We start from the raw sequence: 17,089 nt of genomic DNA, 5'->3' as shown, positions 1-17,089 counted from the left end.
CGGCGCACCGGTCGCGGACGACGGCGTGACCCCTTGGTGGGTCGGGGCGTTGTTCCGGGCATGAAGAAGCGCAGCATGCTCGCCATCGCCTCCCTGGCCACCGGTTTCGTCGTCGCGGCGGTCAGCCCGTCGCACGCGCTCGGGGACGGCCTCGGCACCCTGAACGTGGACAAGGCCCTCAAGACCCTCGACGACACCGTCGTCGCCAAGGACAGCCTGTCCCTGGACCGCGAGGACGGTCATCAGGTGAACCGGAAGGGCTGACGAGCCGCCCCCCCGGCCCACGGCGCCGGCGCCCCCGCACCCGGGGCGCCGGCGCCGTCGTCATGCGCCCTCAACTGGGGCTGGTTTCCGTGGCAGGGTGGAGCGGGCAAGCCTCAGGGGGCCAACAGAAGAGGGGGACCTGTGACCGTCGTCTGGATCAACGGCGCGTTCGGTGCGGGGAAGACGTCCACCGCGCAGGAACTGATCGAACTGATCCCGAACAGTACGCTCTTCGACCCCGAGGTCATCGGCGGAGCGCTGCGGTATCTGCTGCCGCCCAAACGCCTCGCCGAGGTCGGCGACTTCCAGGACCTCCCGATCTGGCGGCGGCTCGTGATCGACACGGCGGCCGCGATGCTCGCCGAGCTCGGCGGGACCCTGGTGGTTCCCATGACCCTGCTGCGCCAGGAGTACCGGGACGAGATCTTCGGTGGGCTGGCGGCCCGCAGGATCGCGGTCAGCCACATCCTGCTCGCCCCGGCCGAAACGATACTGCGGGAGCGCATAGCCGGACGCGAGGTCCCACCGGGCCTGCCTGACGGGGAAGAGCGCACACGCCAGTGGTCCTTCGACCACATCGAGCCCTACCGGGCCGCACTCGCCTCCTGGCTCACCGCCGACGCCCACCCGGTCGACACCGGCCACCTCACCCCACGCCAGGCCGCCGCCCGGATAGCGGAGGCGGTCACCAGCGGTGCGGCGCCCCTGTGCGACATCGTGCAGACGCCCGAGCCCACCGCCGAGACCCTCGCGGCCGGTGTCCTGCTCTTCGACGAACAGGACCGCGTGCTGCTCGTCGACCCCACCTACAAGGCCGGCTGGGAGTTCCCCGGCGGGGTCGTCGAACCCGGCGAGGCTCCGGCACGCGCCGGGATGCGCGAGGTCGCCGAGGAGACCGGCATCCGCCTCGACGAGGCGCCCGGCCTGCTCGTCGTCGACTGGGAACGCCCCGAGCCGCCCGGATACGGCGGTCTGCGGTTGCTGTTCGACGGCGGGATCCTCGACTCCGCCGACGCCGCCCGGCTGCTGCTGCCCGGCCCGGAGCTGCGCGACTGCCGCTTCGTCACCGAGGAGGAGGCCGCCGGACTGCTGCCGCCGGTGCGCTACCAACGGCTGCGGTGGGCCCTGCGCGCCCGGGAACGGGGAGCGGCGTTCTACCTGGAGGCCGGGGTGCCGGTCGGTTAGCCCCTGGCCCCGTCCGCGGCCCGGCCCGAACGGCACGTCCCGGAACGGCCCGGAACGGCACATCCCTGACGCGGTGGGGGCGGCACGTGCCGAGCGCGGTCACGGCGGGAACGCCTCGCGCAGAGTCCGGCCGGCCCGCCCGCGGACGGGGTCCCCGTGGCCGAAGCAGGCGACGTCGGTGTCGAGTTCCGCCAAGCGCCGGCACGCGGTCAGGACGGCGGCGCCGTCCCGGTTGAACACACCCGGCATCACCGTGCCGTCCACCGGCGACGCGGCCACCGTGTCGCCCGTGAACAGCACGCCGTGCTCGGGCAGATGGAGGGCGATGCTGCCGTCGGTGTGCCCCGGCACGTGCAGGACGTGCGCCCCGCCGCCCAGGTCCAGCACGTCTCCGCCGGACACCTCGGTGACCTGTCCGGGCCGGGCGAAGTCCCCCTCGGGCAGCAGCTCCAGCGCCCGGGCGTGCAACGGGCGCTCCCACTCCTCGAACACCGGCTCGGGGCCCGGGACGTCCCCCCGGACGACGGGGGCCTCCAGCCGGTGGGCCAGCACCTCGGCTCCGCTCAGCGCGGCGAACTCGGCCGCCCCGCCCGCGTGGTCCTCGTGGAAGTGGGTGAGCACGATCCGCCGTACGCTCCGCGGCCGGTGGCCCAGCGCGGTCACCGCCTCGGCGATCTCCGCGCCCGAACCCGCCGGGCCGGCGTCGACCAGCGTCAGCGCGTCGCCGTCGCGCCACAGGTACGCCTGGCCGACCGGGAAACGCAGCAGGTGCAGACGGGGGAGCAACTCGATCAGGTCCATGCGACGACCGTGGGGAAGGCCCCCGTCCCGGGACGAGGGCCTTCTGCCGAGGGCAGAGCGGTCAGCTCGCCGCGTAGGCGCGCAGGAACAGCGCCTCCGCCACCGACAGCCGCTCCAGCTCGTCGGGGGACACGCTCTCGTTCACCGCGTGGATCTGCGCCTGGGGCTCGCTCAGCCCGATGAGCAGGATCTCCGCCCGCGGGTACAGCCCGGCCAGCGTGTTGCACAGCGGGATGGACCCGCCCTGCCCCGCGTACTGCATCTCCTGACCCGGGTACGCGACCGCCATCGCCGACGCCATCGCCCGGTACGCCGGGCTGGAGGTGTCGGCGCGGAACGGCTGCCCCTCACCGACCTGTTCGGTGCTCACCCGTGCCCCCCACGGCGTGTGCGCCTCCACGTGCGCCTGGAGCAGCTTCGTCGCCTCGCCCGCGTCCATGCCCGGCGGCACGCGCAGGCTGATCAGCGCCCGGGCGCTCGCGTGCACGGACGGCGTGGCACCGACGACGGGCGGGCAGTCGATGCCGAGGACCGTGACGGCCGGGCGCGCCCAGATGCGGTCGGCGACCGTCCCGGACCCGATCAGCTCCACCCCGTCCAGCACCTTGGCGTCCTGCCGGAACTGCTCCTCCGTGTACTCCAGACCGTCCCAGGCCGTGCCCGGGGCGAGCCCTTCGACCGTCGTCGAACCGTCCTCGTCGCGCAGCGAGTCCAGCACCCGGATCAGGGCGGCCAGCGCGTCGGGGGCGGCACCGCCGAACTGGCCCGAGTGCAGGTTGCCGGCGAGCGTGTCGATCCGCACGCGGATCATGGTCATGCCGCGCAGCGTCGAGGTGACGGTCGGCAGGCCGGCCCGGAAGTTGCCCGCGTCGCCGATCACGACGGTGTCCGCCTCCAGCAGCTCCGGGTGCTGCTCGGCGTAGCGCTCCAGCCCGCCCGTGCCCATCTCCTCGGACCCCTCGGCGATCACCTTCACGTGGACGGGCACACCGCCGTCGGCCTTCAGCGCGCGCAGGGCCAGCAGGTGCATGATGACGCCGCCCTTGCAGTCGGCGGCGCCGCGCCCGTACCAGCGCCCGTCCCGCTCGGTCAGCTCGAACGGCGGAGTCGTCCAGGCCGCCTCGTCCAGGGGCGGCTGCACGTCGTAGTGGGCGTAGAGCAGGACGGTCCGGGCGCCCTCCGGGCCGGGCAGGTAGCCGTAGACCGACTGGGTGCCGTCGGGGGTGTCGAGCAGGGCCACGTCCTGGAAGCCCTCGGTGGTCAGCGCGTCGGCGATCCAGCGGGCGGCGCCCTCGCTCTCACTGCGCGGGAACTGGTCGAAGTCCGCCACCGACCGGAAGGCCACCAGCTCGGCCAGCTCCTCCTTCGCCCTGGGCATGAGAGAGGCGACGGTCTCGGCGACCGGATTCGACGACATGGGCACGCTCCTCGTGGGTGCGACGTTGTACGGGTGCGTACGTCTCGGTACGCGCTGATCGAGCGGTGCGGGCGCGTCCCCGTGTAAGGGGCACCCACAGCGCCGATCCTCCCACAGCGGCCTGCGGTGACCGCCGCCGTAGGATGCGGGAGACAGCGGCAGGCGGCTTGATCGGGAGCAGTAGACCATCGTGAGCAGCGAGAACTCTTCGGCGGACGACGTGCAGCAGGTGTGGGACGTCGTCGTGGTGGGCGCGGGACCCGCGGGCGCTTCGGCCGCCTACGCGGCGGCGGTGGCCGGCAGACGTGTGCTGTTGCTGGAGAAGGCCGAGCTGCCGCGCTACAAGACCTGTGGCGGCGGCATCATCGGCCCCTCGCGCGACGCCCTGCCGCCCGGCTTCGAGCTGCCGTTGCGGGACCGTGTGCACGCGGTGACCTTCTCGCACAACGGCCGCTTCACCCGCACCCGCCGCTCCAAGCGCATGCTGTTCGGGCTGATCAACCGGCCCGAGTTCGACCAGCAGCTCGTCGAACACGCCCAGAAGGCGGGCGCCGAGCTCCGGACGGGGGTCACCGTCCAGCGGGTCGAGCAGCACGGCTCGGCCGTCCCGGACCGCCGCACGGTGGCCGTCGTCCTGCAGGGCGGCGAGGTCCTGCTCGCCCACGCGGTCGTCGGCGCCGACGGCAGCGCGAGCCGGATAGGGGCGCACGTCGGGGTCAAGACGGACCAGGTGGACCTCGGCCTGGAGGTGGAGATCCCGGTGCCGGAGACCGTCGCCGAGGACTGGAAGGGCCGGGTCCTCATCGACTGGGGCCCCATGCCCGGCAGTTACGGCTGGGTCTTCCCCAAGGGGGACACCCTCACGGTGGGGGTCATCTCGGCGCGCGGTGAAGGAGCGGCGACGAAGCGGTACCTCGAGGAGTTCGTCGGACGGCTGGGGCTCGCGGGCTTTGAGCCGAGCATCTCCTCCGGCCATCTGACCCGTTGTCGGGCCGAGGACTCGCCGCTGTCGCGCGGCCGGGTGCTGGTGTGCGGCGACGCGGCCGGGCTGCTGGAGCCGTGGACCCGTGAGGGCATCTCCTTCGCGCTGCGTTCCGGCCGGCTGGCGGGGGAGTGGGCGGTGCGGATCGCCGAGGCGCACGACGCCGTGGACACCCGCCGCCAGGCCCTCAACTACGCCTTCGCCGTCAAGGCCGGGCTGGGGGTGGAGATGAGCGTCGGCAAGCGGATGCTGACGCTGTTCGAACGCCGTCCCGGGCTGTTCCACGCGGCGCTGACGGGCTTCCGCCCGGCCTGGAAGGCGTTCAGGGACATCACGCAGGGCTCGACCTCGCTGAGCGAACTCGTGCGCACGCATCCGCTGGCCCAGCGTGCCCTGTCCGTGATGGACCGCCGTCCCGCGGCGACCGGCGGCGAGCGCGGGGCGGAGACCGGGGGGTCCGGGGCCGGCGCGCCGGAGTGATCCGGGAGACCGGGCGGCCGGCCGTCGTCGGCCGCCTCGGCTGCGGTGCAGGCGTCCACGCGCTCGCCGGGGTGCGGTTCTCCGGAACGCGGCGGGCTGCGGCTGTCGTACGAGGCCGGGCGCCCCGCGCCGATGGCTCGCCGGCGGTAGGTCCGGACTCCGTAGCGTCGCGGGCGAGTTGACACGAGCCCGAGCTCACCAGCCCCGGCAGCGCTCCCGCGCGGGCCCGGAACCGCTGCCGCGCCCGGCGTTCCGCCGGAGCCGCCCACCGGGCGACGGAACTCCGACCGTGGCCGGTAGAAAGCGGAGCAGGCACGGCCGGTCGGCCGTGCCCGTTCCCGGCCGTACTCCCCGGGGAGTACGGGTGATCACCGCGTTCGGCGGACGCCGTCGCCCGCGGCCGGCGTCTAGCGTGGCCGGTATGGACGAGCAGCGCGGGCGGGGCGGCCCGCCGCAGTGGTGGCGGTACGGCCCCGCCTGGTGGGACCGGCAGGAGGAGCGGGGGCCGCGGTGGCCCTGGCGCTCGACCCTTGTCGTGACCGTCTTCGTGCTGGCCGGTTCGGCTTTCGCCGACCGTGCACAGCACGGCGAGCGGGCGGGCCTGGACCCGTACGCCCGGGTGCTGCTGGTCCTGGCCGGGGTGCTGCTGCTGTGGCGCAAGCGCCACCCGGTGGCGGTGGTGTTCGGCACCGCGGCGGTCGTGCTGCTGTACCTCGGTGCCGGATATCCGTACGGGCCGGTGTTCCTCACCGTCGCCGTGGCGTGCTTCAGCGCCGTCGTCGCCGGGCACCGCACGGCGGCGTGGGCCGCGATGGGGGCGCTGTGGGCGGGACACGTCCTGCTGGCGCACTGGCTGTTCCGCTGGCTGCCGCCCGCGGGGGACTCCGCCGCCTCCTGGAGCGAGGAGGCCGTCGTCGCCACATGGGTGGTGGCGATCGCCGCGGTGTCGGAGCTGGCGCGGCTCCGCCGTGAGCAGTGGGCCCGGGAGCGGGCCGGGGCCGCGCGGCGCAGGGCGGACGCGGAGCGGCTGCGGATCGCCCGGGAACTGCACGACGTGCTCGCGCACAGCATCTCCGTGATCAACGTGCAGGCGGGGGTCGGCCTCGCGCTGCTCGACAGCGACCCCGAGCAGGCCCGCACGGCGCTCACCACCATCAAGGACCAGAGCAAGGAGGCGCTGGGTGAGGTGCGCCAGGTGCTGGACACCCTGCGGGCGCCCGGGGCCGCGCCGCGCGCGCCCGCGCCGGGGCTGGACCGGCTGCCCGAGCTGGTGGAGCAGGCCGCGAGCGCGGGGCTCGCGGTCGAGGTCGAGGCCGAGGGAGAGCCGCCCCGGCTCGCTCCCGGCACGGACCTGGCCGCCTTCCGGATCGTCCAGGAGGCCCTGACCAACGTCGTGCGGCACTCGGGGTCGCGGCACGCGCGCGTGCACCTGGCCTGCGACGCGGCGCGGCTGCGGCTGCGCGTGGACGACGACGGGCCGGCCACCGGCGCCGAAGCGGGCGGCAGCGGCAACGGGCTGGCCGGGATGCGGGAGCGGGCCGCCGCGCTGGGCGGCACCATCGAGGCGGGACCGCGCCCGGACGGGGGGTTCCGGGTGCTCGCCGTACTGCCGATGGCACCGCCTGGCGGTACGGCGGGGGCGGAGGAGCAGTCCGCGGACCGGAGCGTGCGACGACCTCGGGAGGACCAGTGATCCGCGTACTGCTGGCCGACGACCAGTCCCTGGTCCGGGCGGGATTCCGGGCGCTGCTCGACGCGCAGCCGGACATCGTCGTGGCCGGTGAGGCGGCCGACGGCGCGGAGGCCGTGCGCCGGACCCGCGAACTGCGGCCCGACGCCGTCCTGATGGACATCCGCATGCCCGTGCTGGACGGGCTTGCGGCGACCCGCGAGATCACCGGGGACCCGGCCCTCGGGGACGTCAGGATCGTCATGCTCACCACCTTCGAGCTCGACGAGTACGTCTTCGAGGCGATCCGCTCGGGCGCCTCCGGGTTCCTGGTGAAGGACACCGAACCGGACGAACTGCTGCGCGCCGTGCGGGCGGTGGTGGCGGGCGACGCCCTGCTGTCGCCGGGGGTGACGCGGCGGCTGATCGCGGAGTTCGCGGCGCGGTCCAAGGAGCCCGCGGCGGCCGGCGCGCTGAGCCGGCTCACCGAGCGGGAGCGGGAGGTGATGGCGCTGGTCGGGATCGGCCTGTCCAACGAAGAGATCGCCCGGCGCCTGGTGGTCAGCCCCCTCACCGCCAAGACCCACGTCAGCCGCACGATGGTCAAGCTGGGCGCCCGTGACCGGGCCCAACTGGTGGTCCTGGCCTACGAGTCGGGGCTCGTGCGGCCGGGCTGGCTGGGCTGAGCGGATGCCCGGAAGCGGACCAGCGCGCTGATCACCCCGTCATACGGAAGAGCCGAACAGGGGATTCGAGCAGGGGTGTGCCCGGCGGGCGAGGCAGCCCGCCGGGCACACCGCGGAGGCGTTCCCCCCGGTCGCGCTAGTCGCGCACGGCGACGCGCTCCGCCTCCCTCGGGGTGGACTTGGCGACCACGACGGACGGTTCGGCGGCCGGCGGCCGCTTCCGCCCCGGCCGCAGACCGGTGAGGGTGATCAGCAGCCCGGCGAGGGCGATCACCGCCACGACCACCAGCCCGGGCCGATAGCTGTCGAGGACGGCCTGCGGCGAGGCGTCGCCGCGCCCGGGGGAGTTGGCCGTCACCACCGCCGTCACCACGGCGAGGAAGATCGCGCCGCCCACCTGGACCGAGGTGTTGAGCAGCCCCGAGACCATGCCCTGCTCGTGCTCGTCGACGCCGTTGGTGGCCTGGACGTTGAGCGAGGGGAAGGTCAGGGCGAAACCGGAGCCGACCAGCAGCATCGTCGGCAGGATCACCGTCGCGTAGCCCGGATCGAGGTCGATCCGCAGGAACAGGGCATAGCCGGTCACCATCAACGCGAAGCCGGCCACGATCAGCCGGGCCGTGCCGAACCGGTCGATGACGGCCCCCACCTTCGTGGCGGACAGGGCCACCAGCGCACCGGCGGGGAGGAACGCCAGGGCCGTGTGCAGGGCGGACCAGCCCAGCAGTTGCTGCATGTAGAGCGTGACCAGGAACTGGAAGCCGATGTAACTGCCGACGAACGTCAACGCCCCGAGCTGGGCCCGGACCTGCGGTCCGGAGCGGAGCACGCCGAGCCGCACCAGCGGGCTGGGACTGCGCCGTTCGACGGTCACGAAGGCGGCCAGCAGGACGGCGACGGCGGCGAAGGAGGCGACGGTGCGTGCCGAACCCCATCCCACCTCGGGCGCCTCCACGACGGTGAAGACCAGCAGCAGCATCGAGGCGGTGCCGAGCACGGCGCCCGGGATGTCGTAGCCGCCCCGGCCCCGCTCCCGCTCGGTGCGCGGCAGCAGCTTGAGGCCGGCGAACAGGGCGATCAGCGCGACGGGAGCGGGCAGGAGCATGGTGAGCCGCCAACTGGCCTCGGTCAGCAGGCCGGAGAAGACCAGGCCCATCGAGTAACCGGTGGCGCCGCAGGTCGTGTAGATGGCCAGGGCCCGGTTGCGCAGCGGCCCCTCGGGGAACGTCGTGGTGATGATCGACAGCCCGGCGGGGGCGGTGAAGGCCGCGCTGAGGCCCTTGACGAACCGGCTGGCGATGAGGAGCGGCCCCGAGTCGACGAGCCCGCCCAGCAGCGAGGCGAGCGCGAAGACGCCCAGGGCCACCAGGAAGACCTGGCGGCGGCCCAGCAGGTCGGCGGCGCGTCCGCCGAGGAGCAGCAGACCGCCGTACCCCAGGATGTAGCCGCTGACGATCCACTGCAGCGCGGAGGTCGACAGGCCGAGGTCGGCCCCGATGGACGGCAGCGCCACGCCGACCATGGACACGTCGAGGGCGTCCAGGAACATCGCGGCGCAGAGCACGAGCAGGGTGCCCCAGAGCCGGGGAGTCCAACGTCCCTGAGACGTGGGGGAGATGAGCGGAGAGGTCATGTCCCGGACTCTACATGCGCATGCATGGAATGCAAGCGCATTTAATTCAGGTGCAACGATCCGGGTTCTCTGTTACGGTGCCGCGCATGGCGGTGACCCGGGCCGAGCAGGCGCTCGTGGAACAGTGGCGGGACCTTCTGGCGCTGCATGCGCGGACGCAGTGCGCGCTCGACCGCGCGCTGCACGAACACGGCTTGTGCGCCAGCGACTTCGAGGTGCTCGACGTCCTCGCGGGACGCCGTCCGTCGAAGAGCGCCGCCGCCTACCGCGTGCAGGAGATCTCCGAGCGGGTCCACCTCAGCCAGAGCGCGCTGTCCCGGCTGATCGCCCGGCTGGAGAAGGAGGGCCTCGTCGAGCGGTGCATGTGCCCCGAGGACCGGCGGGGCGTCCGGGTCTCGCTCACCGCAAAGGGACGCGCGCTGCACGGGGAGGTGCTCCCCGTGCAGCGCGCGGTGCTGGCCCGGATGCTGGCGGACGACTGACGCCTGCCGCCTGCCGCCTGACGACTGACGCCCGAGGCCTCTCGGCGTGGCGGCGGCGGGTCCGCTACGGCAGCGGCGTACCGCCCGTCGCGTTGACGATCTCGGCGGTGATGTACGAGGCGTCCTGCGAGGCCAGGAAGACGTACGCCGGAGCCATCTCGGCCGGCTGCGCGGGGCGCCCGATGGGAGCCTGTTTGCCGAACTCCTTGGTGTCGGGGAGGGTCGCCGGGATCAGCGGCGTCCACACCGGGCCGGGCGCGACGGCGTTGACCCGGATGCCGCGCTCGATCAGCATCTGCGCGAGACCCTGCGTGAAGGTGACGATCGCACCCTTGGTCGTCGCGTAGTCCAGCAGGTGCGGACTGGGCTTGTACGCCTGCACCGACGTGGAGTTGATGATGCTGCCGCCCTCCGGGATGTGCGGCACGGCCAGCTTGCACAGCCAGAACATGCCGTACAGGTTGGTGCGCATCACCCGGTCGAACTGCTCGGTGGAGATGGCCTCGATGCCGTCGGGCTGGGACATCTGGTACGCGGCGTTGTTGACCAGGACGTCGATGCGCCCGAACTCCTCGACGGCGCGGTCGATGAGCGCCCGGCAGTTCTCCTCCTCGCGGATGTCGCACGAGACGGCCACGGCACGCCGCCCGGCGGCCTCGACGAGCCGGACGGTCTCGGCGGCGTCGTCCTTCTCGTCGTCGAGGTGGGTGAAGAGCACGTCGGCCCCTTCGCGGGCGAAGGCCAGGGCGACCGCACGGCCGATACCGGAGTCACCGCCGGTGATCACGGCCTTGCGGCCCTCCAGCTTGCCGCTGCCCCGGTAGGACTCCTCACCGTGGTCCGGCGGCGGGTCCATGGGCCCCGTCCAGCCGGGGTGCGGCTGGTCCTGGGAGGGGAACTCCGGGTTCGGGTGCTGCTCGCCGGGGTGCTGCTGTTCGGTCACGGATCTTCCTCCTGCTCCATGGCATGCGGCCCGGTGATCACAAGGGCCGCGGCCACGGGTACCCAGGTTGGCCGCGATGTGACCTGCGGACCCGGGCGCACTTCCCGCCGGAACGGCCGTTCACCCGAACGGCGGTGCCCGCCCACGAGAACGCCCGTCACGCGGTCCAGCCGTTCCGGGCCGGGACGCCCCCGAGGTGGAGGTGGCCCGGGCCGCGTCCGAGGTGGAGGGAAACCCCGTCCCCGGTCGTGTCCGAGGCGGAGGAGACCCCGTCCCCGGTCGTGTCCGAAGCGGAGAGGTCCCGGCTGCCGGGCACGTCCGAAGCGGAGAGAAGCCCGGCTACGGGTGTGGTGGAGTCTCGGGCCCAGGTGTGTTCGAGGCGGGATGGGAGGCCCGGGGGGCGTCGGGAGCCCTCTGGTGTCGGCGGCGCGGGTCAGGTGCCGGGGCTTCGGGTCCTCGTGCCCACCAGCGCCCCGACCACCGCCGCCACGCCCGCCAGCACGGCGACGCTGGTCAGCGCGGCCGGCAGGGTGAGCCAGTCGGCCATGAAGCCGATGGCCGGCGGGCCGAGCAGCATGCCGCCGTAGCCCAGGGTTGAGGCCGTCGCGACGCCGCTGGGCCCGGCCAGGGCCCCGGCGCGCTCCACCGCGACGGGGAAGAGGTTCGCCAGGCCGATGCCCGTGACCGCGTAGCCGAGCAGGGCCGCCCACAGGGACGGGGCGAGGGAGCCCAGCAGCATGCCGGCGGCCGCGGTGGTGCCGCCGGCGACGACGGTCCGGGTCTGTCCCAGCCGCTCCAGGAGCGTGGTGCCGGTCAGCCGTCCCACGGTCATGGCGAGCGCGAAGCAGGAGTAGCCGAGGGCGGCCGCCCCGGAGGAGGCGCCCAGGTCCTCCTCAAGGTGCAGGGCGCCCCAGTCGGCCAGGGCGCCCTCGCCGTACGCGGTGCACCCGGCGATCAGGCCGAAGACGAGGACCAGGGTCCGGGTGCGGCCGTCCAGCCGGCGCGGGGCGCCGTCCCGGAGCCGCTCGCGCCCGGGCGGCAGGGGAGGCTCGTTCCGCAGCAGGACGGGGCCCGCCGCGGCCGTCACGATCAGGCCGACGGCGGTCAGGAGCAGCAGGTGCCGCGTGGGGCTGAGGAAGCCGGCGACCAGCCCGCCCAGGCCCGCGCCGAGCATGCCGCCCAGGCTGAACGCGGCGTGGAAGGTCGGCATGATCGGCCGTCGCAGGGCGGCCACCAGGTCGACGGCCGCGCTGTTGAAGGCGACGTTGATGCTGCCGTACGCGGCGCCGAACAGCAGCAGGACCAGGCCCAGCGCGAGGGCCGACCCGGTCAGCGGGGGCAGGGCGACGCTCAGGGACAGCAGAACCGCGCAGACGACGGTGACCCGGTGGTTGCCGTACCGGCGGCACAGGCGCCCGGTGAGGGTCATCGTGACGACGGCCCCGGCCGAGACGCCCAGCAGGGCCAGGCCGAGCGCACTGGCGGAGGCGTTCGTCTGCTCCTTGATGGCGGGGATCCGGACGACCCAGCCGGCGAAGACGAAGCCGTCCAGGGCGAAGAAGACGGTGAGGGCGGTGCGGAGTCGGGTGAGGGAGCGGTCGTGGCCCGGCACGGCACTGTGCGAACGGGCTTTGTTTATTTGCGGCACAAACTCAGGCTAGGTGGGTGCGGGGGAGAGGACAAGGTGCGACGCTGGGACGAGACAGCATCCGCCGCCGGAAGGCAGGAGGGGCGATGGGACGTGACGTGCCGGCCCTGGTGTTCACGCGGGAGGACCGCCGTCGGTACCGGGAGAAGATGCACACCGACCTCGAAGTGCTGGCGCGGATGCTCCGCGAGTCCGGCTTCGAGAGCGAGCGCCCCCAGGTCGGGCTGGAGATCGAGCTGAACCTCGTCGACGACCACGGGCTCCCGGCGATGCGCAACACCGACGTCCTCCAGTCGATCGCCGACCCGGCCTGGTCGAGCGAGCTGGGCCGCTTCAACCTGGAGATCAACATCCCGCCCCGGGAGCTGACGGCCGGCGGCCCCGGCGCCTGGGAGCAGGAGATCCGCGACGCCCTCAACCACGCCGAGGACGGGGCCGCCGCCGTGGGCGCCCACCTGATCATGGTCGGCATCCTGCCCACCCTCGGGGAGCAGGACGTGAGCGGCGCGGCCCTCTCCGGCGACCCCCGCTACCGGCTGCTCAACGAGCAGATCTTCGCGGCGCGGGGCGAGGACCTGCGGATCAAGGTCGACGGTGTGGAGCGCCTCGCGACCTACGCCGACACCATCACCCCCGAGGCCGCCTGCACCAGCACGCAGTTCCACCTCCAGGTCGCGCCCAGGGAGTTCCCGCACTACTGGAACGCGGCGCAGGCCGTCGCCGGGGTGCAGACCGCCCTCGCGGCCAACTCGCCCTTCCTGTTCGGCAAGGAGCTGTGGCGCGAGACCCGCATCCCCCTGTTCGAGCAGGCCACGGACACCCGCCCCGAGGAGATCAAGGCCCAGGGCGTGCGGCCCCGGGTGTGGTTCGGGGAGCGCTGGATCACCAGCGTCTTCGACCTCTTCGAGGAGAACGTCCGCTACTTCCCCGCACTGCTGCCGCTGTGCGAGGACGAGGACCCCCAGCGGGAGCTGAACAGCGGCCGCGTGCCCGAACTGGGCGAACTCACCCTGCACAACGGGACGATCTACCGCTGGAACCGGCCCATTTACGCGGTCACCGACAGCGGCCCGCACCTGCGCATCGAGAACCGGGTCCTGCCCGCCGGGCCCACCGTCGCCGACATCATCGCCAACGGCGCCTTCTACTACGGCCTGACGCGCGCCCTGGTCGACGAGGACCGGCCGGTGTGGACGCGGATGTCGTTCGCCGTGGCCGAGGAGAACCTGCACACCGCGGCCCGCGACGGCATCGACGCCCGTCTGTACTGGCCCGGGGTGGGCGAAGTGCCGGTCACGGAACTGGTGTTGCGGCGCCTGCTGCCGCTCGCCCACCACGGGCTGGAACTGGCCGGCATGGACGCGCCGTGGCGCGAGCCACTGCTGGGCATCATCGAGCAGCGCTGCGTCACCGGCCGCAACGGCGCGACCTGGCAGGCCGAGACGGTCCACCACCTCGAGAAGGCCGGGGTCTCCGACCGGCGTGAGGCGCTGCGGCAGATGACCAGGACGTACATGGACTACATGCACATGAACGCCCCCGTGCACACCTGGCCCGTGGACTGACGCCTCTCACACCGCGCTGGGCGAGGCCCGGCCGCGCCAGACGCGGGCGCCGGTCAGCGGGACCGGCGCCGGCACCCGCGCCGACGTCGTCAGCTCCACACGCCGCCCTTCGGCCGAGGAGCGTAGCAGGGCGGTCATGATCTCCAGGACGTGCAGGGCGAGTTCACCCCCGGCCCGCCGCGCGCCGGGCGTGAGGAAGTCCAGCAGGCCGAGGCCGCGGGCCCCCTCCTCGTACCCGGCCGACGCGGGCAGGGTGTGCCATCCCGCCCCGCCGAGCGGGTGCAGCCGTACCGCGCCGTCGAAAAGGTTCGGGTCCGGGACGGCCAGGGTCCCCTCCTCGCCGTGGACCTCGATCGGCGCGGCGGTCGTGGCCACCCCGTCGAAGCTCGTCGTGAGGGTGGTCAGCGCGCCGCCGGCGTGTTCCAGCACCCCGGAGACATGGCTGTCCACCTCCACCGGTATGCGCTCGCCCGCGCGGGGCCCGGTGCCGATGACCCGCTCGGCGCGCAGCCGGCCGGCCGCACCGATCACGGCCCGCACCGGACCGAGCAGATGGACCAGGGAGGTGACGTAGTAGGGACCCATGTCGAGCAACGGGCCGCCGCCCGCCGTGTAGTAGAAGTCGGGATGGGGGTGCCAGCGCTCGTGGCCCGGCGTGACCATCACGGCCGAGGCGGACAGCGGGCGCCCGATGCTCCCGGCCTCCACGGCGGCCCGGGCCGTCTGGACTCCCGTGCCCAGCACGGTGTCCGGCGCGCATCCCACCCGCACGCCGGCCTGCGCGGCGGCCGCCAGCACGGCCCGCGCGTCGTCCAGTTCGGCCGCCAGCGGCTTCTCCCCGTAGACGTGCTTGCCCGCGCGGATCGCCGCGAGGGCGATCCGGGCATGGGCCGCCGGTGTGGTGAGGTTCAGGACGGTGTCCACCTGCGGACTGCTCAGCAGTTGCCCGACCGGCAACGCCCGGGCGCCGGGCAGCCGGCCGGCGACCGCCGCGGCGCGTCCGGCATCCAGATCGGCGACCGCGGTGACCCGCACGGCGGGATGTCCGGCCAGGGTGTCCAGGTAGACGCCGGAGATGACGCCGAGTCCTACGACACCGACGCGGTGCGCGCCGCCCACAGCATGCCCCTCTCGACGATGGTGCGGACCTGGCGGTTCTCCAGCACGCCGACGTCGTGCCCCGGGGTCGTCACCACGACCCGCCCGGCGCCCCACCGGCGCGTCCACACCGCCGGGGACGTGACCGGCTCCTGCCAGGGCTGCCACGGCCGGGCGGGGTGCGTGGTGGTGGCCAGCACCTCGATCAGGTCGTCGTGCAGCACCCAGTACTGCTCCGTCTCCAACTCGAAGTCCCCGATGCCCGCGGTGACGGGGTGCTCCCGGCCCGCCTCGGTGACACGGACCGTGTGCGGCAGGAAGTTGTCCGCCGCCCCACCCCGCCGCGCGCAGGGCTCCTTGCCGGGATGCGCCGCGAACTGGCCGCCCACCAGGTGGAGATACTCGGCCGAGGCGCGGAAGGAGTCGACGATGCCGCCGTGCCAGCCGGTCAGGCCGGTGCCGGCCGCGACAGCCGAACTCAGGCCCTCCACCTGCGCGGTGGTGATCTGAGACATCGTCACGCACTGCACCACGAGATCGGTGCCGGCCATCAGTGCGGCGTCCGCGTAGACCTCGGTCGACTCCTCGACCCGTACGGCGAATCCGCTGTCCCGCAGGAAGGGCAGGAACAGTTCCGTCGCCTTGACCGGCTCGTGGCCTTCCCAGCCGCCCCGGACCACCAGTGCTCGTCTCCGCGTCATCGGAACCCACTATGCGCGGACGGGCCGGTTTCGAAAAGAGGGCCGAACGTCACGAAACTTTCGAGGTGGAGGCGCGCGCCGAGATCTCCCAGCAGGCCGCCGTGTAGCGGACCTCGGTGCCCTGCACGAAGGGGTCGAAGGCGGGCCGCACCGCGTCGACCACCTCGGCCCGGGTCCGCTCGTCGGCCTGCGGGAGCACCGTGCCCAGGGGGCCGAGCCGGGTGAAGTAGCGCACGAGATCCCGCTCGGGCAGGGTGCAGACCGGGTCGACGGGCCGCAGGGAGGCGCCGGACCACCCGCTCGCCTCCAGGATGCCGCGCACACGGTCCGGGTCCGCGAAGGCGAACTGCCCCGGCTGGTCGGGCCGGCGGGCGGGCAGCTCCGGGACGAACGGCGCCGCCGCGCGCTCCGCCGCCGTCATGAACGGGTTCTCCTCCGGCCCCCGCCACACCACCAGCCGCAGCCCGCCCCCGTCGGCCACGGCGGTGCGCAGGTTGGTGAACGCCCTGACCGGATCGGGGAAGAACATGACGCCGAAGCGCGAGACGACGGTGTCGAAGGCACCGGGTCCGAACGCGTGCTCCTGCACGTCGGCGTGCACGAACGACGCCGGCACGTCCTCCTGCTCGGCCAGTGCCCGGGCCGCCGCGATCATCGGCGCGGAGAGGTCCGCCCCGACACAGTGCCCGGTCCGCCGCGCGACGGCCCGGGTGACGGCACCGGTGCCGCAGCCGACGTCGAGCACTCGGGCCGACCCCTCCTCGGCGACGGCACGCACCAGCAGCTCCTCGATCGGCCGGAACATCCCGTCCAGCAGCTGCTGCAGCTCCACCCAGGCATGGCCGGAGGGCCCGTTCCAGCGGGCGGCCTGTTCGTCGTGGTCCCTGCGCGAGGCGTCCATGGTCTCTCCTTCTGCTTGCCTTCGGGGAAGCGCGATGACAGCGTTCTACTTCAAGCCGACTTGAGGTCAAGACAATGACGCACCTGGACATCGGGGACGTGGCCCGTCGCGCCGCGGTGCCCGCCTCGACGCTGCGCTACTACGAGGACAAGGGGCTGATCACCCCGGTCGGCCGCCGGGGGCTGCGCCGCCAGTACGACCCGTCGGTGCTGGAGCGCCTGGCCCTGATAGCGCTGGGCAGAACGGCCGGGTTCTCGCTCGACGAGATCGCCGGGATGTTCGCGCCGGACGGCGAACCGCGGATCGACCGGGGCGTGCTCACCGCCAAGGCCGACGAACTGGACCGCAGGATCCGCGAACTCGGCGTGCTGCGCGACTCGTTGCGCCATGCGGCCGCCTGCCCCGCGCCGAGCCACCTCGAGTGCCCCACCTTCCGCCGCCTCCTGGACGAGGCGACGGGCCCGGGCCGCCGGGGTCCCTCCGCCGAGCGCCCGGCCGCGACCCCGCCCGCCCGTCGGGTCGGGCCCCGCACGCCGCGGAAACCCTGAGGAGCGGTACGAAGACCCGCCACAGCCGCCACGTCGTACCCGCCGCGCCCGAGAAGGCCCACGTCGTGCCCGGTCGCCCGGCGGGA

Annotated in this window: 16 protein-coding genes; 8 read left to right on the top strand and 8 right to left on the bottom strand. The window is 73.6% G+C overall.

Going from position 1 to position 17,089, the window contains the following annotated elements:
• The first annotated feature begins 60 nt into the window (after nucleotides 1-60).
• Together ACH4C6_RS12090 and ACH4C6_RS12085 are read left to right on the top strand one after the other, a co-directional pair.
• Entirely contained in the window at nucleotides 61-264 is a 204-nt protein-coding gene (locus ACH4C6_RS12090; protein WP_398108457.1) for a hypothetical protein, read from the top strand.
• Nucleotides 265-405: 141 nt separating this feature from the next.
• Nucleotides 406-1,449 (top strand): NUDIX domain-containing protein, encoded by a 1,044-nt coding sequence (locus ACH4C6_RS12085; protein ID WP_398108456.1) that lies wholly within the window; start codon nucleotides 406-408, stop codon nucleotides 1,447-1,449.
• Between the two features lie 99 nt (nucleotides 1,450-1,548).
• On the opposite strand, the gene ACH4C6_RS12080 is transcribed toward ACH4C6_RS12085, so the two are convergent.
• Both ACH4C6_RS12080 and ACH4C6_RS12075 read right to left on the bottom strand, forming a co-directional pair.
• The gene (locus ACH4C6_RS12080) at nucleotides 1,549-2,250 is read right to left on the bottom strand and encodes an MBL fold metallo-hydrolase (RefSeq protein WP_398108455.1); all 702 of its coding nucleotides are present in this window, start codon (nucleotides 2,248-2,250) and stop codon (nucleotides 1,549-1,551) included.
• A gap of 61 nt (nucleotides 2,251-2,311) precedes the next feature.
• A complete protein-coding gene (locus ACH4C6_RS12075) occupies nucleotides 2,312-3,667 on the bottom strand; it encodes a dipeptidase (RefSeq protein ID WP_398108454.1) in 1,356 nt (451 codons plus the stop codon).
• A 190-nt stretch (nucleotides 3,668-3,857) separates the two neighbouring features.
• Here ACH4C6_RS12075 and ACH4C6_RS12070 point away from each other — a divergent pair, with 190 nt between their 5' ends.
• The 3 genes from ACH4C6_RS12070 (at nucleotide 3,858) to ACH4C6_RS12060 (ending at nucleotide 7,484) form a co-directional block, all read left to right on the top strand.
• Nucleotides 3,858-5,129: a geranylgeranyl reductase family protein gene (locus tag ACH4C6_RS12070; RefSeq protein ID WP_398108453.1), complete on the top strand. Its 1,272-nt coding sequence runs from the start codon at nucleotides 3,858-3,860 to the stop codon at nucleotides 5,127-5,129.
• 421 nt (nucleotides 5,130-5,550) lie between these two features.
• The gene (locus ACH4C6_RS12065) at nucleotides 5,551-6,822 is read left to right on the top strand and encodes a sensor histidine kinase (RefSeq protein ID WP_398108452.1); all 1,272 of its coding nucleotides are present in this window, start codon (nucleotides 5,551-5,553) and stop codon (nucleotides 6,820-6,822) included.
• Nucleotides 6,819-7,484 (top strand): response regulator, encoded by a 666-nt coding sequence (locus ACH4C6_RS12060; protein ID WP_398108451.1) that lies wholly within the window; start codon nucleotides 6,819-6,821, stop codon nucleotides 7,482-7,484. Before ACH4C6_RS12065 ends, ACH4C6_RS12060 begins: the two co-directional genes overlap by 4 nt.
• A gap of 136 nt (nucleotides 7,485-7,620) precedes the next feature.
• On the opposite strand, the gene ACH4C6_RS12055 is transcribed toward ACH4C6_RS12060, so the two are convergent.
• Nucleotides 7,621-9,117: an MFS transporter gene (locus tag ACH4C6_RS12055; protein WP_398108450.1), complete on the bottom strand. Its 1,497-nt coding sequence runs from the start codon at nucleotides 9,115-9,117 to the stop codon at nucleotides 7,621-7,623.
• Nucleotides 9,118-9,203: 86 nt separating this feature from the next.
• Between ACH4C6_RS12055 and ACH4C6_RS12050 the strand changes: the two genes are divergently transcribed.
• Nucleotides 9,204-9,599 (top strand): MarR family winged helix-turn-helix transcriptional regulator, encoded by a 396-nt coding sequence (locus ACH4C6_RS12050; RefSeq protein ID WP_398108449.1) that lies wholly within the window; start codon nucleotides 9,204-9,206, stop codon nucleotides 9,597-9,599.
• Between the two features lie 64 nt (nucleotides 9,600-9,663).
• On the opposite strand, the gene ACH4C6_RS12045 is transcribed toward ACH4C6_RS12050, so the two are convergent.
• Both ACH4C6_RS12045 and ACH4C6_RS12040 read right to left on the bottom strand, forming a co-directional pair.
• Nucleotides 9,664-10,542: an SDR family oxidoreductase gene (locus ACH4C6_RS12045; RefSeq protein ID WP_398108448.1), complete on the bottom strand. Its 879-nt coding sequence runs from the start codon at nucleotides 10,540-10,542 to the stop codon at nucleotides 9,664-9,666.
• Between the two features lie 433 nt (nucleotides 10,543-10,975).
• Nucleotides 10,976-12,154, bottom strand: coding sequence for an MFS transporter (locus ACH4C6_RS12040; RefSeq protein WP_398108447.1), 1,179 nt, complete (start codon nucleotides 12,152-12,154; stop codon nucleotides 10,976-10,978).
• Nucleotides 12,155-12,276: 122 nt separating this feature from the next.
• On the opposite strand from ACH4C6_RS12040, the gene ACH4C6_RS12035 reads away from it, so the two are divergent.
• Entirely contained in the window at nucleotides 12,277-13,755 is a 1,479-nt protein-coding gene (locus tag ACH4C6_RS12035) for a glutamate--cysteine ligase (RefSeq protein WP_398108446.1), read from the top strand.
• 6 nt (nucleotides 13,756-13,761) lie between these two features.
• On the opposite strand, the gene ACH4C6_RS12030 is transcribed toward ACH4C6_RS12035, so the two are convergent.
• The 3 genes from ACH4C6_RS12030 to ACH4C6_RS12020 are packed head-to-tail and all read right to left on the bottom strand — an operon-like array spanning nucleotide 13,762 to nucleotide 16,455.
• Nucleotides 13,762-14,874 (bottom strand): Gfo/Idh/MocA family protein, encoded by a 1,113-nt coding sequence (locus ACH4C6_RS12030; protein ID WP_398108445.1) that lies wholly within the window; start codon nucleotides 14,872-14,874, stop codon nucleotides 13,762-13,764.
• Entirely contained in the window at nucleotides 14,844-15,554 is a 711-nt protein-coding gene (locus ACH4C6_RS12025; protein WP_398108444.1) for a ThuA domain-containing protein, read from the bottom strand. Before ACH4C6_RS12025 ends, ACH4C6_RS12030 begins: the two co-directional genes overlap by 31 nt.
• A 49-nt stretch (nucleotides 15,555-15,603) precedes the next feature.
• Entirely contained in the window at nucleotides 15,604-16,455 is an 852-nt protein-coding gene (locus tag ACH4C6_RS12020; RefSeq protein ID WP_398108443.1) for a class I SAM-dependent methyltransferase, read from the bottom strand.
• A gap of 74 nt (nucleotides 16,456-16,529) precedes the next feature.
• On the opposite strand from ACH4C6_RS12020, the gene ACH4C6_RS12015 reads away from it, so the two are divergent.
• The gene (locus ACH4C6_RS12015; protein WP_398108442.1) at nucleotides 16,530-17,003 is read left to right on the top strand and encodes a helix-turn-helix domain-containing protein; all 474 of its coding nucleotides are present in this window, start codon (nucleotides 16,530-16,532) and stop codon (nucleotides 17,001-17,003) included.
• The last annotated feature ends 86 nt before the right edge of the window (nucleotides 17,004-17,089 follow it).

This window comes from Streptomyces sp. NPDC017943 (assembly GCF_044328425.1).
In the GTDB taxonomy this organism is placed as follows: Bacteria; Actinomycetota; Actinomycetes; order Streptomycetales; family Streptomycetaceae; genus Streptomyces; species Streptomyces djakartensis_A.
Note: the sequence above shows the minus strand (reverse complement) of the source record. Positions and strands in the feature narration are given on the sequence as shown.